General features: G+C 73.1%; 23 protein-coding genes. 16 read left to right on the top strand and 7 right to left on the bottom strand.

Annotation, left to right across the window (positions count from 1 at the left end; translation table 11 throughout):
• Nucleotides 1-33: 33 nt before the first annotated feature.
• A complete protein-coding gene (locus ACFYM0_RS12090) occupies nucleotides 34-3,471 on the top strand; it encodes an endo-alpha-N-acetylgalactosaminidase family protein (RefSeq protein WP_388499741.1) in 3,438 nt (1,145 codons plus the stop codon).
• Here ACFYM0_RS12090 and ACFYM0_RS12085 read toward each other — a convergent pair.
• On the bottom strand, nucleotides 3,449-4,393 hold the full coding sequence (locus ACFYM0_RS12085) for a helix-turn-helix domain-containing protein (protein WP_388499739.1): 945 nt from the start codon (nucleotides 4,391-4,393) through the stop codon (nucleotides 3,449-3,451). The two genes, ACFYM0_RS12090 and ACFYM0_RS12085, sit on opposite strands and share 23 nt — an antisense overlap.
• Nucleotides 4,394-4,425: 32 nt before the next feature.
• Nucleotides 4,426-5,439, bottom strand: coding sequence for a DMT family transporter (locus tag ACFYM0_RS12080; protein WP_388499737.1), 1,014 nt, complete (start codon nucleotides 5,437-5,439; stop codon nucleotides 4,426-4,428).
• 29 nt (nucleotides 5,440-5,468) lie between these two features.
• Between ACFYM0_RS12080 and ACFYM0_RS12075 the strand changes: the two genes are divergently transcribed.
• The 5 genes from ACFYM0_RS12075 (at nucleotide 5,469) to ACFYM0_RS12055 (ending at nucleotide 10,501) form a co-directional block, all read left to right on the top strand.
• A complete protein-coding gene (locus ACFYM0_RS12075; protein WP_388499734.1) occupies nucleotides 5,469-7,040 on the top strand; it encodes a PLP-dependent aminotransferase family protein in 1,572 nt (523 codons plus the stop codon).
• 123 nt (nucleotides 7,041-7,163) lie between these two features.
• Nucleotides 7,164-7,619, top strand: coding sequence for an LPXTG cell wall anchor domain-containing protein (locus ACFYM0_RS12070; RefSeq protein WP_388499732.1), 456 nt, complete (start codon nucleotides 7,164-7,166; stop codon nucleotides 7,617-7,619).
• Nucleotides 7,620-7,648: 29 nt separating this feature from the next.
• Nucleotides 7,649-8,290 (top strand): SigE family RNA polymerase sigma factor, encoded by a 642-nt coding sequence (locus tag ACFYM0_RS12065; RefSeq protein WP_388500213.1) that lies wholly within the window; start codon nucleotides 7,649-7,651, stop codon nucleotides 8,288-8,290.
• Between the two features lie 684 nt (nucleotides 8,291-8,974).
• The gene (locus tag ACFYM0_RS12060) at nucleotides 8,975-9,961 is read left to right on the top strand and encodes a helix-turn-helix domain-containing protein (protein WP_388499729.1); all 987 of its coding nucleotides are present in this window, start codon (nucleotides 8,975-8,977) and stop codon (nucleotides 9,959-9,961) included.
• Nucleotides 9,962-9,970: 9 nt separating this feature from the next.
• Nucleotides 9,971-10,501, top strand: a complete 531-nt coding sequence (locus ACFYM0_RS12055; RefSeq protein ID WP_388499727.1) for a GNAT family N-acetyltransferase — start codon at nucleotides 9,971-9,973, stop codon at nucleotides 10,499-10,501.
• Between the two features lie 46 nt (nucleotides 10,502-10,547).
• Here the strand turns inward: ACFYM0_RS12055 and ACFYM0_RS12050 are convergent, their stop codons facing one another.
• Both ACFYM0_RS12050 and ACFYM0_RS12045 read right to left on the bottom strand, forming a co-directional pair.
• The gene (locus ACFYM0_RS12050; protein WP_388499725.1) at nucleotides 10,548-11,354 is read right to left on the bottom strand and encodes a sporulation protein; all 807 of its coding nucleotides are present in this window, start codon (nucleotides 11,352-11,354) and stop codon (nucleotides 10,548-10,550) included.
• A gap of 49 nt (nucleotides 11,355-11,403) precedes the next feature.
• A complete protein-coding gene (locus ACFYM0_RS12045; RefSeq protein WP_388499722.1) occupies nucleotides 11,404-11,859 on the bottom strand; it encodes a MarR family winged helix-turn-helix transcriptional regulator in 456 nt (151 codons plus the stop codon).
• A 209-nt stretch (nucleotides 11,860-12,068) separates the two neighbouring features.
• Here ACFYM0_RS12045 and ACFYM0_RS12040 point away from each other — a divergent pair, with 209 nt between their 5' ends.
• The 4 genes from ACFYM0_RS12040 (at nucleotide 12,069) to ACFYM0_RS12025 (ending at nucleotide 16,049) form a co-directional block, all read left to right on the top strand.
• On the top strand, nucleotides 12,069-13,298 hold the full coding sequence (locus tag ACFYM0_RS12040; protein WP_388499720.1) for an MFS transporter: 1,230 nt from the start codon (nucleotides 12,069-12,071) through the stop codon (nucleotides 13,296-13,298).
• A 64-nt stretch (nucleotides 13,299-13,362) separates the two neighbouring features.
• Nucleotides 13,363-13,803, top strand: coding sequence for a heme-binding protein (locus ACFYM0_RS12035; RefSeq protein WP_388499717.1), 441 nt, complete (start codon nucleotides 13,363-13,365; stop codon nucleotides 13,801-13,803).
• A gap of 60 nt (nucleotides 13,804-13,863) precedes the next feature.
• Nucleotides 13,864-15,537 carry a family 20 glycosylhydrolase gene (locus ACFYM0_RS12030; RefSeq protein ID WP_388499714.1) on the top strand — a complete coding sequence of 558 codons (1,674 nt, stop codon included), beginning with the start codon at nucleotides 13,864-13,866 and terminating at the stop codon, nucleotides 15,535-15,537.
• A 68-nt stretch (nucleotides 15,538-15,605) separates the two neighbouring features.
• On the top strand, nucleotides 15,606-16,049 hold the full coding sequence (locus ACFYM0_RS12025) for a GNAT family N-acetyltransferase (RefSeq protein ID WP_388499713.1): 444 nt from the start codon (nucleotides 15,606-15,608) through the stop codon (nucleotides 16,047-16,049).
• 25 nt (nucleotides 16,050-16,074) lie between these two features.
• On the opposite strand, the gene ACFYM0_RS12020 is transcribed toward ACFYM0_RS12025, so the two are convergent.
• The gene (locus tag ACFYM0_RS12020; RefSeq protein ID WP_388499711.1) at nucleotides 16,075-16,887 is read right to left on the bottom strand and encodes an endonuclease I family protein; all 813 of its coding nucleotides are present in this window, start codon (nucleotides 16,885-16,887) and stop codon (nucleotides 16,075-16,077) included.
• Between the two features lie 235 nt (nucleotides 16,888-17,122).
• Between ACFYM0_RS12020 and ACFYM0_RS12015 the strand changes: the two genes are divergently transcribed.
• A complete protein-coding gene (locus ACFYM0_RS12015; protein ID WP_388499708.1) occupies nucleotides 17,123-17,695 on the top strand; it encodes a DJ-1/PfpI family protein in 573 nt (190 codons plus the stop codon).
• Between the two features lie 115 nt (nucleotides 17,696-17,810).
• On the top strand, nucleotides 17,811-18,791 hold the full coding sequence (locus tag ACFYM0_RS12010; protein ID WP_388499705.1) for an SMP-30/gluconolactonase/LRE family protein: 981 nt from the start codon (nucleotides 17,811-17,813) through the stop codon (nucleotides 18,789-18,791).
• Here ACFYM0_RS12010 and ACFYM0_RS12005 read toward each other — a convergent pair.
• On the bottom strand, nucleotides 18,775-19,590 hold the full coding sequence (locus ACFYM0_RS12005) for a glutamate ABC transporter substrate-binding protein (RefSeq protein WP_388499702.1): 816 nt from the start codon (nucleotides 19,588-19,590) through the stop codon (nucleotides 18,775-18,777). The two genes, ACFYM0_RS12010 and ACFYM0_RS12005, sit on opposite strands and share 17 nt — an antisense overlap.
• A gap of 252 nt (nucleotides 19,591-19,842) precedes the next feature.
• Between ACFYM0_RS12005 and ACFYM0_RS12000 the strand changes: the two genes are divergently transcribed.
• Both ACFYM0_RS12000 and ACFYM0_RS11995 read left to right on the top strand, forming a co-directional pair.
• Entirely contained in the window at nucleotides 19,843-20,997 is a 1,155-nt protein-coding gene (locus ACFYM0_RS12000; protein WP_388499700.1) for a hypothetical protein, read from the top strand.
• Nucleotides 20,998-21,131: 134 nt separating this feature from the next.
• On the top strand, nucleotides 21,132-21,668 hold the full coding sequence (locus ACFYM0_RS11995) for a TerD family protein (RefSeq protein ID WP_388499697.1): 537 nt from the start codon (nucleotides 21,132-21,134) through the stop codon (nucleotides 21,666-21,668).
• A 185-nt stretch (nucleotides 21,669-21,853) separates the two neighbouring features.
• Here ACFYM0_RS11995 and ACFYM0_RS11990 read toward each other — a convergent pair whose 3' ends face one another.
• Nucleotides 21,854-22,501: a TetR/AcrR family transcriptional regulator gene (locus tag ACFYM0_RS11990; RefSeq protein WP_388499695.1), complete on the bottom strand. Its 648-nt coding sequence runs from the start codon at nucleotides 22,499-22,501 to the stop codon at nucleotides 21,854-21,856.
• A 197-nt stretch (nucleotides 22,502-22,698) separates the two neighbouring features.
• On the opposite strand from ACFYM0_RS11990, the gene ACFYM0_RS11985 reads away from it, so the two are divergent.
• Both ACFYM0_RS11985 and ACFYM0_RS11980 read left to right on the top strand, forming a co-directional pair.
• Nucleotides 22,699-23,529 carry a phosphatase PAP2 family protein gene (locus tag ACFYM0_RS11985; protein WP_388499692.1) on the top strand — a complete coding sequence of 277 codons (831 nt, stop codon included), beginning with the start codon at nucleotides 22,699-22,701 and terminating at the stop codon, nucleotides 23,527-23,529.
• On the top strand, nucleotides 23,526-24,455 hold the full coding sequence (locus ACFYM0_RS11980) for a hypothetical protein (protein ID WP_388499691.1): 930 nt from the start codon (nucleotides 23,526-23,528) through the stop codon (nucleotides 24,453-24,455). The genes ACFYM0_RS11985 and ACFYM0_RS11980 overlap by 4 nt, the downstream gene beginning before the upstream one ends.

Genomic DNA, 24,455 nt, shown 5'->3' with positions numbered 1-24,455 from the left:
TCCGCCCAGGAAGCGCCGACTCCCGGAGGTCCGATGCGAACCCCCCTCTGGCCGGCCGCAGCCGCGGTGGCCGGTCTCGTGGCCACCTTGGTCGTGGCCGTGCCCGCCACCCCCGCCGTGGCGGCCGGTCCCGTGACGATCACCTCGCCCGAGCTGTCCGTGAGCGTGGACAGTGCCTTCCCCCGCGTCATCAGCTACACCCGCACCGCCACCGGGGACGTGCTGAACGGCAACGAGGACGCCATCGGCGCGATCGTCGTCAACGGGACCACCTACACCCCCACCGTCACCGCCACCCCTTCCGCCTCCGGCGTGGATTACGCGCTGGCCTTCTCCGGAGTGACCATCAAGTCCCGGCTTTCCGTGACCGGATCGGTGGTGGAGTTCAAGGTCACCGCGGTCGAGGACACGGCCGCCCTGCGCGTACGCAGCTTCGCCATCCCCCACCACAACCTGGTCAGCGTCCGCAGCAGCCAGACGGGCGCCGCGCTCTCCACCGCGAAGATGCACACCGCCACCACCGGCACCGGGGACACCTTCACCCCGATCACGGCGAACACCCCGGTCGACGCCTCCGCCACGACGGTGATGTACGGCCTGGCCAACACCGGCAAGCTGGCCGCGGCCATCGACTCCAACTCGTACTACGACGCCCCCACGGGCGGCACCACCAACGAGAACGGCCGGATCAGCAAGCAGGTCACCGACAAGGGCACCTACCGCAGGGCCGGCCTGTGGAGCGGATCCTGGCTCTACCGGGCCTCGGGCGCCGCCGACACCGACACCGAGCCCCTGCCCTACGTCCGCGTCGCGATCACGGCCGACCGCAACGCCGACTCCACCGTGGACTGGCAGGACGCGGCGGTCGCCTACCGCGACATCTGGACCGCGCCCACGGGCTGGCAGCAGACCGCCGACCGGGTCGTGCAGCGCATCCCCTTCAACTTCGCCTCCGCGGCCACCCACCCCTTCGCCGAGACCCTCGACGAGACCAAGCGGGTCAACCTCGCCACCGACGGCCTCGGCCAGTTCGTCCTGCTCAAGGGGTACGCCTCCGAGGGCCACGACTCGGCCCACATGGACTACAAGAACATCGGCTCCAAGCTCGGCGGCGCCACCGACCTCAACACCCTCACCACCGTCGGCCACACCTACAACGCCGACTTCGGCGTCCACGTCAACGCCACCGAGGAGTACCCGGTCTCGGCCACCTTCGACCCGGCGCACCAGACCGGCGGCCTCGGCTGGGACTGGCTCGACCAGTCGTACTACGTGGACACCCGCAAGGACGGCCAGTCCGGCGAGCGCCTCAAGCGGCTCCAGGACCTCAAGGCGGCCGCCCCCGGCCTGGACTTCCTCTACGTGGACGTCTGGTACGGCGACGGCTACCTCTCGCGCAAGCTCGAACGCGAGATCGGCGGCCTCGGCTACCAGCTCGCCACCGAGTTCCCCGCCTCCATGACCGGACAGTCCCTCTGGCACCACTGGGCCACCGACGTCAACTACGGCGGCACCGACCTCAAGGGCATCAACTCGAACATCGCCCGCTTCATCGCCAACCACACCAAGGACGACTGGATCGCCGCCAACCCGCTGCTCGGCGGCGCGGAGATCACCGCCTACGAGGGCTGGCAGGGCAAGCGGGACTTCACCTCCTTCCTCACCACCACCTTCGCGACCAACCTGCCGACCAAGTACCTCCAGGAATCCCCGATCGTGAAGTGGACCGCGGGCTCGGTCACCCTCGCCAACGGCACCACCGTCACCACCTCCGGGAACACCCGCAAGATCACCACGGCCGGGCGGACCGTCCTCGACGGCTCCGCCTACCTGCTCCCGCGCGACGGCAAGCTCTACCACTGGAACGACAAGGCCGCCTCCACCACCTGGACCCTGCCGGCCGGCTGGTCCTCGCCCAAGCTCTACAAACTGACCGACACCGGACGCCAGTTGGTCGGAGACCTGGCCGTCACCGGCGGGCAGGTCACCATCAACGCCGCCGCGAGGACCGCCTACGTCGTCACCAACGGCGCCGCCCCCGCCCAGGCCGACCCGAACTGGGGCGAGGGCGCCCCCGTCAAGGACCCCTCCTTCTTCTCCGGCAACCTGAACGCCTGGTCGGTCACCGGGACCGGCGCCACCGTCACCCGCAACGCCCAGGGTCAGAACGAGCTCACGATGGCCGCGAACACCGCGCCCGCCGTCTCCCAGCAGCTCACCGGGCTCACCCCCGGCACCTACGCCGCCTCCGTCTGGGTCTCCACCCCGGCCGGCCGCGCCGCCACCCTCACCGTGACCCCCGCCGCAGGCGCGGCCGCCTCCGTCTACGCCGACTCCTCGACGCTGACCAACAATCTCGGCGGCAGCGAGAAGAACGGCACCAAGATGCAGCGCATGAAGGTGCTCTTCGACGTGCCGTCCGGCCAGTCCACGGCCACCCTCAAGCTGTCCGCGGCCGCCGGATCCGGCATCGTCTACCTGGACGACGTACGGGTCGTCCGCTCCGCCCGCACCCCGCTGAACGGCCACTGGTTCACCGAGGACTTCGAGAACGTCGACGCGGGCTGGGGCCCCTTCGCCTTCGGCGGCGCCGGCGGCTCGGCCACCGACCCGCGCACGCACATCGCCCAGCGCAACGCCCCGTACACCCAGGCCGGATGGAGCGGAAAGCTGGTCGACGACGTGATCAGCGGGCAGAACTCGCTGAAATCGCACGAGGAGCGGCAGGGCCTCGTCTACCGGACCCTCCCGCAGACCCTGCGGCTCACGCCCGGCCGCTCGTACAAGGTCACCTTCAGTTACGAGAACGGCTTCAGCGGGGACTACCAGTTCATCACCGGCTCCGGCAGCACCGAGACGGCCACCGCGCTGAACCAGGCCCGGACCGCCACCACCTTCACCAAGACCTTCACCGCGGGGACCGACGCCTGGATCGGCGTACGGAAGGTCACCGGCGAAGGCTCCCACAACGAGGCCGACTTCATCCTCGACGACCTCGTCGTCGATGACCTGGGCACGGGGAGCGGCGGCGAACTCCTCGTCCCGCAGACGCAGATGAGCGTCAAGGCCGTCGACAGCCAGGAGACCGCCGGGGAGAACGGCGCCGCGGCCAACGTGCTCGACGGGGACGGCGCCACCATCTGGCACACCCAGTGGTACCAGGCGACCGCCCCGATGCCGCACGAGATCACCCTCGACCTCGGCGCCTCCTACAACGTCTCCGCCCTGCACTACCTGCCCCGGCAGACGCAGAGCAACGGGCGCATCGCCGACTACCAGGTCCTCACGTCCACGGACGGGGTCACCTGGGGGACGGAGGCGGCCTCGGGCACCTTCGCCAACACCACCGCTCAGCAGGACGCCGCCTTCACGGCGCGCACCGCTCGCTACGTCAAGCTCAAGGCCACGAGGGAGGTTTCGGGCAATCCGTGGACGGCGGTCGCGGAACTCAACATCGGCTACCTGCCGTGACGCCTTCCCTCGATGCCCGGGGCGGCGGTGTCGGCTCCGGCGGCTCTGGCGGCGAGGGCTCCTGGGGCAGCGGGAGCCGCCGCACCGACTGCTGCTGCACCGCCTGCTGTCGACGGAACCTGACGGGCGCCACGCCCACCCGGCGGCTGAACAGCCTGCTGAAGTAGGCGGCATCCTCGTAACCGACCCGCCGGGCGACCCCGGCGACCGGCAGGTCGGTGCGGGCCAGCAGTTCCTTGGCCCGGCTCAGGCGGATGCCGAGGAGGTACTCCTTGACCCCCTCCCCGGTACTGCCCCGCACCGCCCCGCGCAGTTCGGGAAGGGTCATCCCGAGCCGGGCGGCGTGCTCGGCCACCGATATCGGCAGCAGCGCGTCCCGGGCCAGGGTGTCCATCACGGTGTCCCCGTGCCGCGACACCCCGGCCCGGGCGTACCGCAGCGCGACGAGCAGCCCGTGCACGGCCGCGGCGGCCTCCACCTCCAGCAGGGGGCCGCCCAGCCGGGCCGCCCGTACGATCCCGTCGACCACGTGCCGCACCCCGGCCGTACCGCTGAGCGGTACCAGCGGGCGGTCTGGGGTGACGTAGCCGAGGTCGGTGTACGCCTCCACGCTGTGGCCGGCGAAATCCACGAAGCACTCGTCCCAGCCGGTCTGCGGATCGGGGCCGTAGTGGTGTTCCACCCCGGGCACGAGCCACAGCAGCGCCGGGGCCGTCACCGGCTGCGGGGCCCGCCCGCCGTGGCTGAACCAGCCCCGGCCGGCGCAGACCACCACCGCGACGTGGTGATCGAGCACGCGGGGCCCGACCACCGGCAGCACACCCTGCTGCATCCCCACACCGAGGCACACGAGCCCGAGCCGGCGGTGGTTGGCGGTCGGCGAGAAGTACCGCATCCAGCTGCTGTACGGAGGCGTTGCCATCTGCGGATTGTGATCCACAACGAGGGGCGTGCTCAAGGGGCCGCGGGCTCGTGGGCGTTACGGGGCTTTCGCGCGACCGGCGCGACCGGCGCGACCGGCGGGGGCATTGCGACCGGCGAGCGCATTGCGGCCGTCGGCCCGCCCGGGGCCCGCTCCGCCCGGAGTCCGACCGCCAGCCCGGCGACCACCACGGCCAGGCCCAGCCACACCGCCGGCCCGGGCACTCCGCCGCCGGTGGCGGCGCCCGCACCGGCCGCCGCGAGCGGGGCCACCCCGGTCAGCAGCCCGGCCCGGCCGGAACCCACCGCGGCCACCGTGCGGTACCAGAGCAGGAAGGCCACCGCTGTCACCATGACGGCGAGGTAGCCGGTGGCCGCCCACTGGCGCGGGCTCACGGACACGAGCTCCGAAGGCCCCTCGACGCAGGCGGTGAGCACCGCCAGCATCACCGCGCCCATCCACACCGCGTGCAGCGACACCCCCCACGCTCCGTGCCGCCGCAGCACCGGCACCGCGAGCAGCGTGAAGCCGGCTTCGCAGCCCAGCGCCAGTGCCGCCCATCCGACACCGGCCGCGTCCGTCCGGCCCGTTCCCTCCACCAGGACGGCTCCGGCGACCACCACCGGCGCGGCCAGCAGCACCCGGCGGCTGGGCTTGCGGCCCTCCATCAGCGGGCCGACCACCCCGAACAGGACGGGTACGCAGGCCACGGCGACGGCGATCACGGCCGGCTCGGCGTGCGCGACGCCCCGTACGACGGCCACGTTGAACAACACCAGCCCGGTCGCGGCGACCCCGGCCAGCCACAGCCACTCCCGGCCGCGCGGCATGGTGATCCGCACCCGGGCGAGGCGGGCCAGGCCGAACAGGAGCAGCGCGGCCATCGTGTACCGGACGGCCTGCACCCCGAAGAGCGGGGCGTCCACGAGGGAGCGGGAGACGGTGACGCTGCTGCCGACGAGTGCCATGCCGGCGATACCGGGGGCGAGGTCCCGCAGCGGCCGGGACGAAGAGGGCGAAGGGGGTGAAGCGGGTGAGGTGTTCATATCGTCGAGCCTGGCGCCACAATGGACCGGTGGACAGGTCCAAAGAGAGCGACATACAGGGGTCCGTAACAGCACGCTCCGAAGCGGCGGGGCCGGAAGCGGCGGGTTCGGACTTCCTCCAGCTGGACATCGGCCGGGCCCCGGCCGGCGGCCGGACCGACTGGCTCGCCGACCGGCTCCGTGCGGCCATCGCCGACGGCACCCTCGCCGTCGGCAGCCGCCTCCCCGCCAGCCGCGTCCTCGCCGCCGAGCTGCGGGTCTCCCGGGGGCTGGTCACCGAGGCGTACCAGCGACTGGCGGAGACCGGGCAGGTCGCCGGCCGCGGCCGCGCGGGAACGGTCGTGGTGGCCGCACCGGTGACCGGAGGGAGGTCCCCGTCCGGGCCCGCGCACTCCGGGCTCCCGGACCCGGCCGGCCCGTTCGGCACGAGGGCGCGGGGCGCCCTCGTCGACGCGCTGCGCGCGGCCCCGGGCCGGATCGACCTCTCGCCCGGTGCGCCGGACCTGGCCGCGTTCCCGCGCACGGCCTGGCTCCAGGCGGAACGCCGGGTCCTCGCCGAGCTGACCCCCGCCGACTTCGGCTACGGGAACCCGCAGGGCACTCCCGCGCTGCGCGAGGCCATCGTCGGCTGGCTCGCCCTGAACCGCGGGATCCGGGCGGACCCCGGCGAGGTGGTCGTGGTGGCGGGCGTGGCGCAGGCGCTCGGACTGCTGGCACAGGTGCTGCGCGCGGAGGGCGTACGGCGGGTGGCGGTCGAGGACCCCGGCTCGCTCGGGACGCGCCGGCAACTGGAACACGGGGGCATGCGCATCCTGCCCGTACCGGTGGACGCGGGCGGCATCGACACCGCCGCCCTGGCGGCCGGCCCGGCCCAGGCGGTGGTGCTGACCCCGGCGCACCAGTTCCCGACCGGGGTCGTCCTCGACGGAGAACGGCGCCGCGAACTCCTCGGCTGGGCGGCCGCCGGGGGAGTCGTCATCGAGGACGACTACGACGCCGAACACCGCTACGACCGCGCCCCCGTCCCCGCCCTGCGGGCCCTGCTCCCGGAGGCGGTCTGCTACACGGGCAGCGTTTCCAAGCTCCTCGCCCCTGCCCTGCGACTCGGCTGGCTGCTGGTCCCGTCGCGCCGGCTGGACGCCGTGATCGAGGCCAAGCGGTACGCCGACCTCGGCAATCCCGTCCTCGCACAGCTGGTGCTGGCCCGGCTGATGGCCTCGGGGGAACTGGAACGTCACCTGCGCTTCGTACGCCGTCGCCACCGGGCCCGCCGGGACGCGATGCTCCGCGCGATCGCCGCCGAACTGCCCGGCGCGCGCGTGCACGGGGCCGCGGCCGGGCTGCACCTGATGGTCACCTTCGACGGCGATGCCGCCGGGACGGCAGCCTTCGACGACACGGACCTCGCCGCCGCGTCCCTGGAGCTCGGGGTCAAGGCGCACCCACTGTCCTGGCACCGGATGACCCCGGGCCCGGCGGGCCTGGTGCTCGGCTACGCGGCGGGCACGGTGGGGGAGATCGAGGAAGGGGTGGCCGTCATCGGCACGGCCCTGCGGCGGTTGCGGGAGACACGCGGCCGGCCGGGGTCGCGCCGGGTCTGATCGGGCGGCGCCAGGGTCGCGAAAAGTTTTCCGGGAACGGCGGCAACCTCCCGGGCACTCGCGCGTCGTGCGGGGGTGAAGGGCGTGAACCCGCGCCCCCGCAGCCGACCGTGGAGAACCACCGTGAAGAACCTGAAGCGCGCCCCGCTGTCCGTCCGCAGGGCGGCGGGCCTCGCCGTCGCCGCCGCCGGGGTGGCCGTCGCGCTGGCCGGGCCGGCCTCCGCCGCACAAGGGGCGTCCGCCTCGCCCACCGTGGCCGCACCCGCGCCCGCACCGGCGACGGCCACGCCGAGCACCGCGCCGAGCGTGGTCCCGTCGGCCCCCACGCCCTCGGCGAGCCTGCCTCCGGGCACGAAGCCGAGCGCGTCCCCCAGCCGGCCCCCGACCGCGACCCCCAGCGCCGCCCCGACCGCGGTCCCGAGCGCAGCCCCGAGCGCCGCCCCCGCCTCGCCCGGCGGGCCCGAGCTCGCGCATACTGGCTCCTCCGCCACCAACGCCGCGCTCGGCGCCGGGGCCGCCGTGCTGATCACCGCCGGGGCCGCGACCCTGTACACCGTGCGGCGCCGCGCCAACGGCTGAGGACCCCCGTGCTCCACCTCGTACCGTCCATGGGCCCCGCCGCGACCGGCTTCGACCGGCCGCGGCGGGGCTTGTGGTCGTTCCTGCTGCGCCGCGAGCGCTCCTCCGCGCCGGCCCCGCCCGCGCCGTCGGAGCCGTACCGGCACGGGTACACGTACGGCCATCCCTCCGAGGGGGGCGGCCCGCCTCCCACCGTGACCGAGCTCTACCACGCCCACCGGCTGCGGATGGTCCGGCTGGCGGTGCTGCTGGTGGACGATCTCGGCACCGCCGAAGACGTGGTGCAAGACGCCTTCACCGCCCTGTACCGGCGCCACGGCGAGCGGATCACCGAGGTGGACAACGCGCTGGGCTACCTGCGCACCGCCGTCGTCAACACGGCCCGGTCCGTGCTGCGCCGCCGCCGGACCGCCCGCGCGTGGACCCCGCAGGCACCCGCCGACGTACCCTCCGCCGAGGCGTCCGTGGTCCTCGACGAGGCGCACCGCGAGGTACTCGCCGCGTTGGGGCGGCTGACGCCGAGGCGGCGGCAGGTGCTGGTGCTGCGCTACTGGGCCGACCTCAGCGAGGCCGAGATAGCCGAGACGCTGGGGATCAGCCGGGGGGCGGTCAAATCGAACGCGAGCCGCGGGCTGGACGCGCTCGAACGGATTCTGGAGGGGCGGATATGACGCGTGGGCAGGAGCCGCCCGCGGGGCCGGGCAGGGAGCCGGCCGAGCGGCCGGTGGAGCAGCGGCTGCGGCAGGCCCTGGACGCCCGCGCGGCAGGCATCACCGTGCGCGAACTGAGTCCGGCGCAGCCGCCGGGGCCCGGGGCGAGACGCCTGCCGTGGGCCCTGCCGCGCGGTTTCACGCTGCCGTTGGCGGGGCTGGCCGCGGCCGCCGCGGTGGTGGTGGGGTACGGGGTGCTGGCCCCGGACGCTCCCGTCCGCCCGGGGCCGGTACCGGTGCCGCCGGCCGCGCCGCCGTCGCCCACGCCGACCGGCCCTGTTCCGGGTCCGGTCCCGTCCGATCCGTCCCCATCCGTTTCCCCGTCGCCGCTCCCCCCGTCGCCGCTTTCGCCTTCGGCCGCGCCCACGAGCTCGTACGCTTCCACCGCGCGCCCGTCGCGGGCGCCGGAGGCCGGTACGGGTACGCCACGGCCCAGCTCTTCCGCCTCCGCTCCGTCGTCACCGTCACCGTCCCCGTCGCGGGCCTCGCCCTCGCCCTCCTCCCCGCCGCCCACGGCTTCACCGGGCCGCCGCTGACGGGGGGCGGGGGCGGGAACGGGGCGCCACGCGCCCCAACCATGCGCCGCCGGAGCCGCGTTGGACGCATCCTTGGATCCTGCCGAAGAGTTCGTACAGGGGGCGCGGGATGTGGCACGTGGTGTCGTCGGGCGGGGTGCCGGCGGGCGAGAGGTTCGACTGGTACGCCGACATCATCTCGCGCGAGGTGATGCCGGCCGCCCTCAGCAGCGAGCGGCCGGCCGAGTTCCAGGGCGAGGCGGCCGTGGTGGACCTGGGTCCCCTGCGCGCGTCCAAGTTCGCCCTGTCGCCCCTGCGTTCCCGGCGGACCCCCGCGCTGATCCGGCGCGGTGATCCCGAGCAGTACCAACTGGCCCTGCTGCGCACGGGCGTCACGTCGATGTCCCAGCACCGCAACGAGTGCACGGTCGGGGCGGGGGATCTCATGCTGTGGGACACCTCGCTCCCCTCCGACAACACGATGCTCGCGGACGGCGGCCAGGTGCGGGCGACGATCCTGATGCTTCCCAGGGACGTCCTGCCGCTGCGTCCCGAGCGGCTGGAACGGCTGCTGGCCCGCCGCATACCGGGTGACCGCGGAATCGCGGCGATCCTGGCCTCCTTCATGACCGCCCTGGAGGACCACGCCGCCGAATGCGAGCCGCAGGAGCTGGCACGGCTCGGTGCGGTCGCCGTCGACCTCGCCACGGCCTGCCTGGCCCAGCACCTGGACGCCGAGGACAGCATCCCCTCCGAAGCCCGCACGGAGGTTCTCCTGCGGCGGATCCACGCCTTCATCGAGCACCATCTCGGCGACCCGGAGCTGGCCCCGCCCGCCATCGCGGCCCGCCACAACATCTCGGTGCGCGGGCTCCACCAGCTCTTCCAGGGGCAGGGGGAGAGCGTCCAGGCCCGGATCCGTCGGCGCCGCCTCGAACAGTGCCGCGCCGACCTGGACCGGCCCGAACTCGCCGCCCACCGGGTGCAGTCCATCGCCGCCCGCTGGGGCTTCAGCGGGCCCGTGGTCTTCAGCCGCGCGTTCCGCGAGGCGTACGGGCTCACGCCCTCGGAGTACCGCGCGCTGGGCGCCGGTGGCCCGCACCGCGACACGGCCTAGGCTCATCCCATGAACGACAGCACGCACGGCATGCGGATCCGGCCCGGCGGCCCGGCGGACGTACCGGCCGTTCTGGACATGCTCGACTCCGCGGTGGCCTGGATGAACGCCCGCGGGAACACGGAGCAGTGGGGGACGGTCCCGTACTCGCGCATTCCCGGCGGGGTGGAGCGGGTCCAGCGGTACACGACCGAGAACTCCCCGTACCTCGCGGAGCTGGACGGGGTGCCCGTCGGGGCCCTGGTGCTGGACTCCGGGCCGAGCCCGAAGATGCCGATGATCGCGCCGGCCGGGGAACCCGAGCGGTACGTCCGGCTGCTGGTCTCCGACCGGCGCCTCGCGGGCCTGGGCATCGGCGCCGCGTTGCTGGCCCGGGCCGTGGAGGAGACCAGGCGGGCGGGCGTGGAGCTGCTGCGGGTCGACTGCTGGGCGGGCGGTACGGGCGAACTGGTCGCGTACTACGAACGCAACGGCTTCACCCGCACCGACCGTTTCCTCTCCGGCACTTGGCCGGGCCAGGTACTGGCTCAGCGGATCTAGGCCGGCTCTTTCGGATCTTGCCCGGCCCGGGACCCGTGGGAGCCGGTCAGTAGTCGTCGTCCGCGTCGTCCTCGCCGGCGTGGTGGCCGCGCAACAGGGACACATCGGAGATCCATTGCCGGGCCTCCCCTGCGAAGTCGACGCGGCCGATGTCGTGGTGGGCGGCCACGTACCGCAGGGCCGGGGGCTTGTCCCGCCAGTCCTCCGTTTTCAGGGCGGCCTTGCGGAGATAGATCTCGCAGCCGACGGAGTTGGTGAAGAAGGTGAGTTCCAGCTCGCGCGGACGGCCGTCCCCGCCGAGGCGGTCGACGAGCAGGAAGCTCTGCCGGAGATAGAGGTGCGACTCGGTGCGGGGGATGGAGGAGTCGTCGATCCGGGCGGTGTCGCACAGGTAGCCCTCGACGGCGAAGGCGTCGATGACGGCCTCGTGCAGGGGCAGCGCGGCGACGTGCACGAGGTCGTGGTCGGTCTGCCCCTTGGCCCCGTTCTTGGTCTCCACCTCGGTGCTCAGGCCGAGGAACACTCCGAGGGCCTGCCCGTTGACCTCGGACACCGGGGACTCCCACCGGAGCCGGTGCCGGAACGGCACCCGCTTCTCCTCGCCCTTCTCCAGGGTGAACCAGCCGGAGACGCTCGGATGGCCGAAGTTGGGCCGGTCGTCGTATTCCGTGGTACCCGATTTCAGTCCGACGACGAGATCGAGGCTGATGGATTCCACTTCCACGGACCGTTCGGGGGCGCGGACCACCACTTCCCCGCGGAGAACCGATCCTGGTCGTACCGGCCCGGACTCGACCACCGTATCCACTTCGAGCGGTATGCCGCCCCTGCCCAACAGACGTTTGAAAACCATGAGGGCAGGCTAGTCGGCGGTGTCCGCACCACAGTTGGCGAGGGCGGGTTCAGGATGCGGGGGTGTTCCGTACGGCGGCCACCAGCAGGGCGAGCTCCGGATTGCGTGCCGCCTCGTCCAGGGCCTCGCGCAGGGCGGTGTCGTTGGTGGGGCGGGCCGCGGCCAGGAGCTCCAGGCCGGCGGCGCTGACTTCGGTGTAGATGCCCCGGCGGTCGGTGTCGCACAGGTAACGGCTGAGCAGCCCGCGGTCCTCGAGCCGGCTGACCAGCCGCGTCGTCGCGCTCTGGCTGAGCACTACGGATTCCGCGACCTGGTGCATGCGCAGGTGCCCGCCAGGGCCGCTGTGCTGGCGGCTGAGCACGTCGAGCAGGGAGTACTCGCGCACGCTCAGTTCGTGTCCCGCCTGGAGCGCGCGCTCGATGTGCGTCTCGATCCGCCCGTGGAGGAGGGAGAGGGCGCACCAGCCCTGGGAGAGGGCGGTGAGTGCGCTGTCCGTGGCCGTCATGGGCTTCCTCCTCGAAGGCGTGTGAGTCCAGGATAGGGCACGTCTGCAATTGCCCGCGCTTGCAAATATCCCGCGTCTGCAATTAATGTGGACGCAGGCAACCCGCCGTGGTCAATACCGCCCCGCCCCCGGCCGGGGCCCGGTCGGCCCGGACCCCGCGGACACCGGCCGCGCAGCACACGCACCCTCCCCTTGAAGGGCACCCCCTCATGCCTCTCGCACTCCTCGCACTCGCCATCGGCGCCTTCGGGATCGGCACCACCGAATTCGTGATCATGGGCCTGCTTCCCGAGGTCGCCGGCACCTACGGCGTCTCGATCCCCACCGCGGGCTTCCTCGTCACCGGCTACGCCCTCGGCGTGGTCCTCGGCGCTCCGCTGATGACCGTGCTCGGCACCCGCATCCCGCGCAAGCGCATGCTGATGCTGCTCATGGGCCTGTTCATCGTGGGCAACGTGATCTCCGCGCTGGCCCCCGCCTTCGGCGTCATGCTCGCCGGGCGGGTCGTGGCCTCCCTCGCCCACGGCGCCTTCTTCGGCATCGGCGCGGTCGTCGCGGCCGAGCTCGTCGCCCCCGAGAAGAAGGCCGGAGCCATCGCCATGATGTTCACCGGCCTCACCGTGGCCAACGTCGTCGGCGTCCCGCTCGGCACCCTCGTCGGCCAGCACCTCGGCTGGCGCGTCACCTTCCTCATCGTCGCCTCGCTGGGCCTCCTCGGCCTGCTCGGCATCGCCCGGCTCGTTCCCGACCTGCCGCGCCCCGAGGGCGTACGGATCCGCCACGAGCTGGCCGCGTTCCGCAACGTCCAGGTGCTCCTGGCGATGGGGATGACCGTCCTGGGCTTCGGCGGGGTCTTCGCCGCCATCACCTACATCACCCCGATGATGACCAACGTCGCCGGATTCGCCGACACCTCCGTCACCTGGCTGCTCGTCCTCCTCGGCCTCGGCATGGTCGCGGGCAACCTCGTCGGCGGCCGCTTCGCCGACCGCGCCCTGATGCCGATGCTCTACACCTCCCTCGGCGCGCTCGCCGTGGTCCTGGCCGCCTTCACCCTCACGGCCCACACCCGGGCCGGCGCCGCCGTCACCCTCTTCCTCATCGGGGCCCTCGGCTTCGCCACCGTGCCGCCGCTGCAGAAGCGAGTCCTCGACCAGGCCGCCGGCGCCCCCACCCTGGCCTCCGCCGTGAACATCGGCGCCTTCAACCTCGGCAACGCCCTCGCCGCCTGGCTCGGCGGGCTCGTCATCGCCGCCGGACTCGGCTGGACCGCCCCGAACTGGGTCGGCGCGGCCCTGGCAGCCTCCGCCCTGGCCCTCGCCCTGGCCTCCGGTGCGCTGGAACGGCGTACGGGGAACCGAGCGGGCGGCGAAAACGGCAGCCGGGTCGTCGCGGCCGGCGCCCCGGCGGCGACCGCCGCAGTCCCGGCCCACCACTGACCCACCCACCCACCCACCTCGCCCCGCCCGCCCCGCCCGCATCCCCAGATCACAGGAGACCCGCATGTCCACCCCCACCCCCACCCCCACTCGCACCGCCGTCGCCCCTCTGACCACCGCGGACGCCGAGACGCTGGTCGCCGCCGCCACGGCAGCCGCCGAAGCGGCCGGGGTCGCCGTCAGCGTCACCGTGCTCGACGCGGGCGGCCACCCCCTCGCCTTCCGGCGCGACGACCGGGCCGTCCTGATCTCGGGCGAGACCAGCACCCGCAAGGCCTTCACGGCGCTGCAGCTGGACGCCCCGACCGCCGATCTCGTCGACGCCGTCCAGCCCGGCGGCCCCTTCCACACCCTGCCCACCGCCCTGGACCGGCCGCTGCTGTTCATCGCGGGCGGGCTGCCGGTCCACCGCGACGGCAGGCTCGTCGGAGCCATCGGCGTCGGCGGCGGAGCCCCGGCCCAGGACCACGGGTTCGCCGAGTCGGCCCTCGGCACGCTCGCCTGATCCTCCGCCCGGGTCGCGCACCGCAGTCCCCCGTGCCACGTTGGTACGGGGGAAAGGTGCATGATGCCGCAGACGAAGCAGTACGGGCGCAGCCACGTCATCGCGACGGCAACCCTCGCCGCGCTGGTCACCCTTGCCGCCGTCCCCGGCTGTGCGTCCGGCGCGTCCGGCCCGGGGGAGGCCCGGGCCCCGGCCGCCGCGAGCACTCCGGCGGGCGCGACGGAATCCGCCGCCACCCCCGCCGGCACGCCCTCCACCCCACAAGCCCAGGCGCCCTCGCCGACGCCCACGCCCACGCCGAGCTTTCCGCTGTCCACCGCCCCGCGCACCGTCCCGGCCGTACGGGAACACGTGCCGGCCCGCGGCCCCGGGTGGCGGCCCGGACCCGAGGCACGGGTCGTCGTACCGCCGGCCGACAGCGCGGCCCTGGCGGACGAGGGCAAGCTGCTGGCAGGTGAGCTGCGGATCGGGTTCGCCGAATCGGCCACCCCCCGCAAGGGCGACGTGGAACTGTCCCTCGGGACGAAGGGCTCCGGCGCGCCCGAGTCGTACACCCTCACCGTGCGCGACGGGCAGGTCCGGATCACCGGACCCGACCAGGCCGGGGTGTTCTACGGCACCCGCACCCTCAAACAGGAGGTGAGCGGCGGCCGCTCGGCCCCGGAGGGCACCGTGCGCGACGCCCCGGCCAAACCGCAGCGCGGGCTCAACCTCGACATCGCCCGCAAGTACTTCACCCCGGACTGGATCGAGGACCGGCTGCGCGAGATGGCCGACCTGAAGCTCAACCAGCTCGGACTGCACTTCTCCGACGACCAGGCCTTCCGCATCCAGTCCGACACCCACCCCGAGATCGTCTCCACCCCGCACCTCACCAAGGCGCAGGTGCGCGGGATCACCGCGCTCGCCGCCCGGCTGCACATCACGGTCGTCCCCGAGATCGACTCGCCTGGCCACCTCGGTGCGGTCCTGCGCGCCCACCCCGGGCTGCAACTGCGTGACGTGCAGGGCAGGGCGGTCAAGGGAGCGGTCGACATCGCGAACCCGGCCTCGGCGAAACTCGTGGACGAACTCCTGCGGGAATACCTGCCGTTGTTCCCCGGCGCCCTGTGGAACCTGGGCGCCGACGAGTACCAGGCGCTGGTCTACCGCGATCCGCAGACCTCCTTCCCGCAGCTCACGACCGCCGCCCGGCAGCGGTACGGGCCCACCGCCCGGGTCCAGGACCTGGCGACGGGCTGGCTGAACGACCGCGCGGACGTGGTCCGTCCGGCGGGACGGGTACCGGCGGCCTGGAACGACGGCTTCTTCACCGGAGGGATCGCCCAGCCGGCCCGGGACATCCAGGTCGAGTACTGGACGGGCAAGGAGAACGGCGCCCGGCCGCCGCTGGAGTACCTGCGGGAGGGCCGCAAGGTCGTCAACCTCAACGACGAATACCTCTACTACGTGCTGGGGCAGCCGAACCAGTTCACGTACCCCGACGGCCGGCGCATCTACGAGCAGTGGACCCCGCTCGTGCTGCGCGGCACCGCGGCCGTGCCCGCGCGGTACGCCGGGCAGATCCTGGGCGCACGGCTCGCCGTCTGGTGCGATCTGGCCGGAGCGCAGACCCAGGCCCAGGTCGCGGCCGGCATCCGGCTCCCGCTCGCCGCGCTGTCCCAGAAGGTCTGGGACTCCCGCACCCCGGCCCTGGACTGGCCGGCCTTCAAGGCCCTGGCCGACCGGCTCTAGGGAGCGTGCCGCGTCTCGGCTGCCGAAACCTGCTGGCCGCGTCCGGGGCGCTTTGCTTGGATGCGGGCATGAACGACGACACCGCGCTGCCCTCGCCCGAGGGCTATGAGATTTCCACCGGCCCCGACCGCCTCGACCGGGCGCTGATCCACCGGTGGCTCTCCGAGGACGCCTACTGGGCCCTCGGCCGGACCCGGGAGAAGCAGGAAGCCGCCATCGAGGGGTCTCTCAACTACGGGGTCTACGACTCCGTGTCCGGCGTCCAGGTGGCCTACGCGCGGGTCATCACCGACCGGGCCACCTTCGCCTGGCTCTGCGACGTGTACGTGGACCGGGGCGTTCGGGGCAAGGGGCTCGGAACCGCCGTGGCGGGGGCGGTGCGGGACCACCTCGCCCCGTACGGGCTGCGCAGGATCCTGCTGGCGACCGCGGACGCCCACGAGGTGTACGCGAAGGTCGGCTTCGAGCCGCTCGCGGCCCCGGAGAAGTGGATGGCCCTCGGCGTGCAGTAGCCCGCCGAGGGGCCCGGGTGCGCGCCTACCAGATGGAGTTGACCCACTCCGGGTGGTCGATGAACGGGTTCCGGTTGTGCTGGTAGGTGTCGTAGATGACCTGGTTGCGGCGCTGCTCGAAGGCGTCCGGCGGGTCCTGCAGGTTCCACTGCTTCAGGACGCTGATCTTGCCGAAGAGGGGCGCGCTGCCGTTGTTGACCTTGTCGTTCATCTCCAGGTCGGCGAAACCGTCACCGCCGTCGTAGCGCACGGCCATGTAGAGCAGCATGCGGGCGACATCGCCCTTGACCGCGTTGCGCGGCTCGAAGGAGTCGGCGTCGGTGAGGCTGCCCGGGGCCTCGGAGACGGGGCCGCCGCCCAGGTCGAAGTCCTTGTTCCCGCGGGTGCTGTTGACGGTGACGTCCTCGGGCCTGAGGTGGTGCAGGTCGGTCCCGGGGCCGGTGGCGGTGCCGAAGTCGCCGTGGCTCTTGGCCCAGACGTGCTCGCGGTTCCAGTCGTTGACGCCACCGCCGTTGGTGGACTTGGACTGTGAGCGGCCCGAGTAGACCAGGATGACGTTGTTCGAGTTCGCGGGGTCCTGGTCGGTGACCTTCAGGGCGTTCCACACGCCGTCGTACGTCACCTTGGACTGGGTCTTGATGATGTTGTGCAGCGCCGTCTTGAGCGCGGCGCCGGTCTTGCCCTCGGCGGCGGCGTAGTAGGTGTCGACGGCGGCGGAGGCCGAAGCCGCCGTGGGGGCGGCCTCGTTCTGCTGGCCCGCCGAGGCGGAGGCCGGGAGCAGTATGAGGGACGCGGCCGCGAGGCCGGCTGCCCAAGGAGTAAGGCGGGAGATTCTCATCACGTGGGGGTACCTCTCCACACGCACCGCTCCCGCCCGGGGAATTGGCGGGGCATCAGGTGGCAGAGCGAGATTCACATTGTCATGTGCCCTACAGGTAAAAAGCACGTGTCGGGAGGCAGGATTTTCTACGCGCGTCATCCGGGTGATTGGCGCAAGAATCCCTATGCAGGAACGGTCGGCGCGGGCACGGTGACGGAGGCCACACCGTGAACAGCCCTACCAGGAGCAGCCCATGGCACCGAAGATCCTCATCGTGACCGGCGACGCGGCGGAATCTCTGGAAGTCCTCTACCCCTACCAGCGCCTGCTCGAGGAGGGGTACGAGGTCCACATCGCGGCGCCGGCGGTGAAGAAGCTGCGGTTCGTCGTACACGACTTCGAGGACGGCTTCGACACCTACACCGAGAAGCCCGGCTACACCTGGCCCGCCGACATCGCCTTCGCCGACGTGGACCCGGGGGAGTACGCGGCGCTGGTCGTGCCCGGCGGACGCGCCCCGGAGTACCTGCGCAACGACCCCGAGGTGCGGCGGATCCTGGCGGCCTTCGCCGGGTCCGACAAGCCGATCGCGCAGATCTGCCACGGCCCCCTGATCACCGCCGCGGCCGGCGCGCTCGACGGCCGCCGGGTCACGGCCTATCCGGCTCTGGAACTGGACATGAAGGCGGCCGGCGCCGCGTTCGAGGACTCCGAAGCCGTGGTCGACGGCACGCTGGTCTCGGCCCGGGCCTGGCCCGACCACTCCGCCTGGATGCGGGAGTTCCTGACCGTCCTGCGCGTCAAGGCCCCGGTTTCCGAAGGGTGAGCTTCGTCGTCCCCTTGTGAATGATCCCGACAGGGGGCTGCCGGGGAGCAATCGGTGTGGTGGGGTGTGTGCGAGTCAACCCACCTGATGCACACGGCAGTTGAGAGGATCAGTCATGACGGGGAGAATAGGACGGCGCGGTTTCATCGGTGCGGCCGCGGCGCTGGGAGGCGCCGCGCTCGTCGGTACGGGGGCGCCGCTCGCCCAGGCGCGGGAAGTCCCGGCGCAGCAGGCGGTCCGGCCGCCGCGGCCCGACACGGTGGCGATCCCGGCGGGCTTCCAGCCCGAGGGGATCGCCGTTTCCGCGCACGGCACGGCCTACACGGGCTCGCTGCTCGACGGCTCGGTCTACCGCTTCGACCTCGCCACCGGCGCCGGGCGGATCATCACCCGGGGCGAGGGGCCCATGTCGGTGGGGCTCAAGCTCGACCCGTACGGCAGGCTGCTGGTCGCGGGCGGCGCCAGTGGGCAGATCCGGGTGGTCGACGCCCGGGACGGTCGAGTTCTGGCCACCCACCAGGCCGCGACCGGCACGGCCTTCGTCAACGACGCCGTCGTCGGCTGCGGCGGTGCCTGGTTCACCGATTCCTTCGCGGACGTCCTGTACTTCCTGCCGCTGGGCCGGGACCTGACCGGCCCCGGTGCGGAGCCCCGGGCGCTGGGGCTCGGCGGCGAGTGGGACCCCGTCCCGCCCGGCGGCGCGTACTGGGGTGCCAACGGGATCGAGCGGACCCCCGACGGCCGGGCGCTGCTCGTGGTGCACGACACCGCCGAGGCGCTGTTCCGGGTGGACCCGCGCACCGGCGTCGCCACCCGGACCGTGCTCGACGGCGGCTCCGTGCGCAACGGCGACGGACTCGTGGTGCACGGGCGGACCCTGTACGTCGTACGCAACTGGGCCTATGCCGTGGACGTGTTCACCCTGAGCGGGGACGGCCGCCGGGCCCGCTTCGTCAAGCGGATCACCGACCCGCGCTTCGACGAGCCGACGACGGCCGCGGTGTACGGCGGCCGGCTCTACGTGGTCAACGCCCGCTTCGACGCCGACTGGTCGGACCCGGCCACCGCCTCGACGGTCGTCAGCTGCCCGTTGTGATGGCGGGCGCGGCCTCGTACTTGTAGTCCGGGCCGAAGTTCTTCTTCACGGCCGCTTCCCAGGTGCCGTCCTCGACCATCTTGCGGATCGCGTTGTTGATCTTCACCTGGAGCTCGGTGTTGCCCTTCTTCATGCCGATTCCGTAGTTCTCGCTGCTCAGGCTCAGCCCGATCAGCCGGAACTTGCCCTCGTTGCCCTTGCGGGCGGTGTAACCGGCCAGGATGGAGTTGTCCGTGGTCATGGCATCGACCAGGCCCTCCTTGAGGGCGACGACGCATTCGGAGTAGCCACCGAGCTCCAGGAGGCTCGCCTTGGGGGCGAGGTTCTTCCTGACGTTCTCCGCCGAGGTCGAGCCCGTCACCGAACACAGGCGCTTGTTGGCGTTGTTGAGGTCCTCGGCCTTGGTGATGGTCGCGTCGTCGGCGCGGACCATCAGATCCTGGTGCGCGAGGAAGTACGGCCCGGCGAAGTCGACCTTCTGCTTGCGCTTCTCGTTGATCGAGTAGCTGGCCGCCACGATCTCGACCTCGTTGTACTGGATCAAGAGCTCGCGGTCGTTGCTGAGGACCTCCTTGAAGGCGATCCGGTCCTTCGTGTAGCCGAGCTCCTTCGCGATGTACGTCGCCACGTCCACGTCGAAGCCGCTGAAGCTGCCGTCGGGCTCCCGCATCCCGACGCCCGGCTGGTCGAACTTGATGCCGACGGAGAAGGTCCCCTGGTCATCGTCACCGCCACACGCCGATGCGGTCAGGGCGAGACCGATCACTGCGGCGATGGCGCCGGCCTTGGGAACCTTCATGCTGCACTCTTTCCTGGGGTACGCGGATACGCGGGTCACGGGGCGGACGGGGCCGCGCGGGAGCGCGCGGAGCGCACCGGGACCGAGCCGGGGCGCGGGGAACCGCGGAGGCTGGTGGACGCGTATATGAGGAAGCTAGGAACTCGTCGGGCGCAGTGTCACGACATCTGAGCAAAGCTTGAGGGTAACGATCCGGAACGGCGGCAGATCCTGCGGCGAATCCGGCTTTGAACAGGAGAGGAGCCGGTCGAGGTGGCCAAGGGCGGGGTACGGGTCGAGGGGAACGCACTGCTGCTGGGCGAGGGGGCGCAGGTCCGTTTCATGAGGACGCTGCGGCTGCCGGAGACCGGTACGCACAATCTGCCGCCGGGGCTGGGGGAGTTTCCGCTGCGGCGGGTGGAGGACTATCCGGACACGGTTCCGGCGGACTGGCTCGCCAAGGGCGGGGTGATGCTCCCCGTGTACCTGCGCGAGGCGATGTGGCTCAGCTTCGGCGGGACCCGGGAACCCACCGCCCTCCAGGTCGGGGTCGGCAAGGTGTGCGCCGTCTCCGGCGAGCGGTGGACGGGCGTGCTCGGGCGCCGCCCGCAGAACTACCTCGTGCTGCCCCGCCAGCCGTGGCTGGACGGGATCAATTCGGGCACGGGTACGGTCCGCCAGTTCGTCGCCGTCCCGCTGGGGCTCGGCGCCACCGTGGAGGGCCAGGTCACCGGCGAGGAGACCGCGGGCGGTGTGCAGCTCCAGGCCTTCCCGCTCGGCGCGAAGGCGCTGGAGCGCTGGCGGGAGGAGGAGCGGGCGCGCACGGCCGGGACCAGCCGGGTCCGCGGCGTTCCGTACGGGAGCCTGCCGCCGGGCGGTCCCGCGGGCGGCGGCTACGGAGCGCCCCCGGGGATGCCGATGGCGGTGCCGGCGCCGATGGCGGCCCCGGCACCGGGCGGGCCTCCCGGGGCGCCGGCGGCCCCGGCCGCGGCCGGGGGTCCGCTGCGGCGGTCGGGCGGCGGGCCGGTCCCGCAGGCGGCGCCGGCGATGGGGCTCGGCGTCGGCGGCTCGATGCGCCAGGAGGTGTACCGCGACGACCGCAAGGCGAAGGAGTGGGCGTCCGAGCCGGCCGCGCGGGTCTTCGTCCACCTGGTGACCCCGCCCGCGTGGCGCAGGATCACGGGGGAGGAGCCGCCGCCCTCGCCGGTGGACCGTGCCGCCTACACGAAGGCCGGGCTGCCGTGGTTCGACTACTACGACGAGGACGCCGCCGACCTCGCCCCCTCCGGCACCCTCGGCCAGGTGCAGCCGGTGGGCGAATGGCTCGGGGCCGACGAGGCTCCGTGGGCTCAGCCCGCCCCCGGCCAGGTCGCACCCCTGGGGAACGGGACCCGGCCGGGCAAGGCGGTACAGGACGGGGACTGGTAGCCGCCTCCGCCCGGGCCCGCCTCGACCCGCCGCGCCCGCCCGGGACTGGCCGGGAACGTACGGTCGTTCGAGCCCCGGGGCGGGACCCGTGACAGCATGGGCGGGCAACACACGGTGGTCGGAGGGGGAGTTCGGTGAGCGGAGTACGCAAGGGCCTGGCCAAGGTGGAGATCGCGCTGCGGTGGGATCCCAGTCCGGCGGGAGCGCCCGTCCACGACCTCGACCTGCTGGCGGCGGTGTATGCCGCCGTGGACCCGTACGGGGAGCCCGTCCACCTGGTGCACTTCGGCAGCCGTTCGCCGGACGGCACCATCACGCTGAACCGGGACAGCAAGACCGGGCTGGGGCTGGGTTTCGACGAGGTGATGACCCTCGAACTGAACCGGATCGCGGAGGAGCTGATCCGGGTCGTGGTGGGGGTGGTGATCCAGCGGCCGGGCGGCGGCCCGGCGCTGACCTTCGCCGACGTCGCGGGAAAGGGGCTGCGCATCCGGGAGGGCTACACCGATCTCGCGGTGGACGACCTCACGGCCTTCGGCGCGGCGAGCGCGGTCACGGTGGCGGAGTTCACCCGGGACGCCGCGGGGGTCTGGTCGGTGGATCCGGCCCTACGGGGCTTCGACGCCGACCCCGAGGAGTTCGCGCGGGCGATGGGCGCGGCCAGGAGCTGAGCTGAGCCGGCCGCGCGGGCCGGCGCCGGTCCGCCCGGGGGTCCGGGCGATCGCCGCACGGACCGGTCGGCGGCCACTCCGCGAGGGAGTGCCCGCCGTCCGGTCCGGGGGCTGCGCTGCCACCGTCCCCACGAGGCAGCGCGAGCGGGTCGCCGCCCGGTCATCGGGGACGGCGGCCCGCTGGTTCAGGGGGCCTGGCTGCGGGGGGCCCGTCCCGCTTCCGGCGGGGCCGTGCCCAGCACCGGCAGCAGGCAGGCGTCGACGAACCGTACGAGGTACTCGGCGTCGGCGTAGCGCCCCTCCAGCACGGGCCGGATGCGCAGCACGCCCATCAGCTGCGCCGGCAGGAACTCCACGGCCGGGTTCCCGGGGGCGAGCTCGCCCCGCGCCACGGCCCGCGCCACGATCGAGTCGAACGCCGCCAGCTCCGGCTCCACCAGAGCCTCGCGCAGGGCCGCCTTCAGCTCCTCGTCGCTCAGCACCGCATGCCCGAGGGCCTGCATCAGCCGGGTGTCGCGCCCCGAGGTGCAGGCGGCGAGCCGGGCCGCCTCGCGCAGGTCTCCCGCCAGGTTTCCGGTGTCCACCGCCGCGAGGGTTCCGCGCCGGTCCGCACGCAGGGCGGCGGCGACGAGCTGCGGTTTGGTCTTCCACTGCCGGTAGAGCGTGGACTTCCCGCAGGTGGCACGGGCGGCGATCTTCTCCATGGTCAGCGCCTCGTAGCCGTCCTCGCGCAGCTGGTCCAGGACGGCGTCGTAGAGCTGCTGCTCCCGCTCCGGTGTGATTTTGGAGCGGCGCGCGGGGGCCGGGGCGGCTTCCGGCGTCGGCGACGTCATGGGCGGCTCTCCTCGATTCTGCGTGCCACTTGGACCTGACGCACCGGCGAAATCCGTTCGCGCGGCGGCGGCCTCTAGTGAAAGTCTACGGGAACGCGAGCGTTTCGGTACACACTCGTATCGATACGAGAATGTATCGATACACTGGTGTGTCGATTGTGAGCCGTGTAGCTGTGTACAGGAAGCGAGACCGGGGGATGACCGCCCACACCACACCCGTCGGAGCCGGTACCGGGCCGGGCGCCCGCCGCCGCCTCATACGCGAGCTCCTGCTCGTCGTGGGTCTCTTCGCCGTGTACAAGTGCGGCCGTACCCTGGCCACCGGCCGCACGGACGAGGCCTTCCGCAACGCCGCCCGGGTCTGGGACGCCGAGCGCGCCCTGCACCTGCCCGGCGAAGGTCTGGTCCAGCGCGTGCTCCTGCACAGCGACGCCCTCGTACACACCGCGAACACGTACTACGCGGCCGTGCACTTTCCCGCCACGGTGCTCTTCCTCGTCTGGCTCTACCTGCGCCGCCCCGCGCACTACCTCTGGACCCGCCGGGTCCTGGCCGCCCTGACCGGCGCGGCCCTCGTCCTCCACCTGGCCTTCCCCCTCGCACCCCCGCGGCTGCTGGGCGCGGCCCACCTGATCGACACCGGCCAGGTCTACGGGCCGACCGTCTACGGGGCCGCGCCCGCCGCCGACACCATGGCCAACCAGTTCGCCGCAATGCCCTCCCTGCACTTCGGCTGGGCGCTGATGCTGGCCCTGGGCATGATCGCCGCGACCTCCTCGCGGTGGCGCGCCCTGTGGCTGCTGCACCCGCTGGTGACCCTGCTCGTGATCGTCGGCACGGCCAACCACTACTGGCTCGACTCCATCGTCGCCGCGCTGCTCCTCGGAGCCGTCCTGCTGCTGGTCCCGCGCCCGGTCGGCCGTTCGCTGATCGCCCGGCGGAGCGTGCCGGGACAGCGCGCGGTGCCGGTGCCGGTGGTGGGTGCGGCGGCCGTGGAGCCAATGGAACCCGTAGGAGCCGTCCGGTGAACTCCACGCTCCTCGCCGTCCTGCTCTGCCTCGCCGCAGCCGTCACCTACGCGGCCGCCGCCGTCGCCCAGGAACGGCTCGCCCGCCGCGCGGTCGCCCGCAGCACAGCGGCGCTGCTCGGCAACGGTGCCTGGTGGTGGTCGGCGGGCCTGAACGCCGCGGCCGCGCTCCTGCACGCCGCCGCCCTGCGGTACGGGCCGCTCACGCTGGTCCAGCCGCTCGGCGCGCTCACCCTCGTCGCCGCCGTGCCGCTGGGCGCGCGCGGCGCCGGGCGGCGGGTCGTGGCCAGCGAGTGGCGCGGCACCCTGGCCACCGTCGTCGGCCTCGGCCTGCTCCTGCTGCCCGCCTCCGGCCCGTCCCCCGACGAGACCCTGACCCTGGCCGAGGCGCTCGCCGTCTCGGGGGCCACGGCCGCGGTGATCATGCTGCTGACCGCGCGGAGCGACACCCGCTCGGGGCTGCGCCACGCGACGGCGTCCGGGCTGGCCTCCGCGGCCGCCTCCGCCCTGACCCAGACCGTCGCCGTGGCGGGCGGCCGCGGCGGATCCCTGCTCAGCTTCCGGGTCGTCTCGGTGGCGCTGCTCGTGGTGGTCTTCGCGGTCGGCGGGATGCTCCTGTCCCAGCGGGCCTACCGGGGCGGCCTCGGCGCCCCGCTCGCGGTGGTCAACTTGACCAACCCGCTGGCCGCGGCCGCGATCGGGATGATCCTGCTCGGTGAGCGCATCCAAGGAGGAGCGTTCGGGGTCCTGTTGGCCGTGGCGGGAGCGCTCGCGGCGGCCCGCGGCGTGCTGTTGCTCACACGTGCCCCGCAGCAGCCGGCGGCCGTTCCGGCTCAGTCCGCGCCCCAGGCTGCACCCCAGTCCGCGCCCCAGGCTGCACCCCAGTCCGCGCCTCAGTCCGCTCCGATGGCCGGTGTGGCAGCATGA

Source organism: Streptomyces sp. NPDC006487 (genome assembly GCF_042870555.1).
Classification (GTDB): domain Bacteria; phylum Actinomycetota; class Actinomycetes; order Streptomycetales; family Streptomycetaceae; genus Streptomyces.
Note: the sequence above shows the minus strand (reverse complement) of the source record. Positions and strands in the feature narration are given on the sequence as shown.

Coding starts and splice junctions, on each gene's coding strand:
- ACFYM0_RS12090 (WP_388499741.1), top strand. CDS start 34: ATGCGAACCCCCCTCTGGCCGGCCGCAGCCGCGGTGGCCGGTCTCGTG.
- ACFYM0_RS12085 (WP_388499739.1), bottom strand. CDS start 4,393: ATGGCAACGCCTCCGTACAGCAGCTGGATGCGGTACTTCTCGCCGACC.
- ACFYM0_RS12080 (WP_388499737.1), bottom strand. CDS start 5,439: ATGAACACCTCACCCGCTTCACCCCCTTCGCCCTCTTCGTCCCGGCCG.
- ACFYM0_RS12065 (WP_388500213.1), top strand. CDS start 7,649: ATGGGCCCCGCCGCGACCGGCTTCGACCGGCCGCGGCGGGGCTTGTGG.
- ACFYM0_RS12060 (WP_388499729.1), top strand. CDS start 8,975: ATGTGGCACGTGGTGTCGTCGGGCGGGGTGCCGGCGGGCGAGAGGTTC.
- ACFYM0_RS12055 (WP_388499727.1), top strand. CDS start 9,971: ATGAACGACAGCACGCACGGCATGCGGATCCGGCCCGGCGGCCCGGCG.
- ACFYM0_RS12050 (WP_388499725.1), bottom strand. CDS start 11,354: ATGGTTTTCAAACGTCTGTTGGGCAGGGGCGGCATACCGCTCGAAGTG.
- ACFYM0_RS12045 (WP_388499722.1), bottom strand. CDS start 11,859: ATGACGGCCACGGACAGCGCACTCACCGCCCTCTCCCAGGGCTGGTGC.
- ACFYM0_RS12040 (WP_388499720.1), top strand. CDS start 12,069: ATGCCTCTCGCACTCCTCGCACTCGCCATCGGCGCCTTCGGGATCGGC.
- ACFYM0_RS12035 (WP_388499717.1), top strand. CDS start 13,363: ATGTCCACCCCCACCCCCACCCCCACTCGCACCGCCGTCGCCCCTCTG.
- ACFYM0_RS12030 (WP_388499714.1), top strand. CDS start 13,864: ATGATGCCGCAGACGAAGCAGTACGGGCGCAGCCACGTCATCGCGACG.
- ACFYM0_RS12025 (WP_388499713.1), top strand. CDS start 15,606: ATGAACGACGACACCGCGCTGCCCTCGCCCGAGGGCTATGAGATTTCC.
- ACFYM0_RS12020 (WP_388499711.1), bottom strand. CDS start 16,887: ATGAGAATCTCCCGCCTTACTCCTTGGGCAGCCGGCCTCGCGGCCGCG.
- ACFYM0_RS12015 (WP_388499708.1), top strand. CDS start 17,123: ATGGCACCGAAGATCCTCATCGTGACCGGCGACGCGGCGGAATCTCTG.
- ACFYM0_RS12010 (WP_388499705.1), top strand. CDS start 17,811: ATGACGGGGAGAATAGGACGGCGCGGTTTCATCGGTGCGGCCGCGGCG.
- ACFYM0_RS12005 (WP_388499702.1), bottom strand. CDS start 19,590: ATGAAGGTTCCCAAGGCCGGCGCCATCGCCGCAGTGATCGGTCTCGCC.
- ACFYM0_RS11990 (WP_388499695.1), bottom strand. CDS start 22,501: ATGACGTCGCCGACGCCGGAAGCCGCCCCGGCCCCCGCGCGCCGCTCC.
- ACFYM0_RS11985 (WP_388499692.1), top strand. CDS start 22,699: ATGACCGCCCACACCACACCCGTCGGAGCCGGTACCGGGCCGGGCGCC.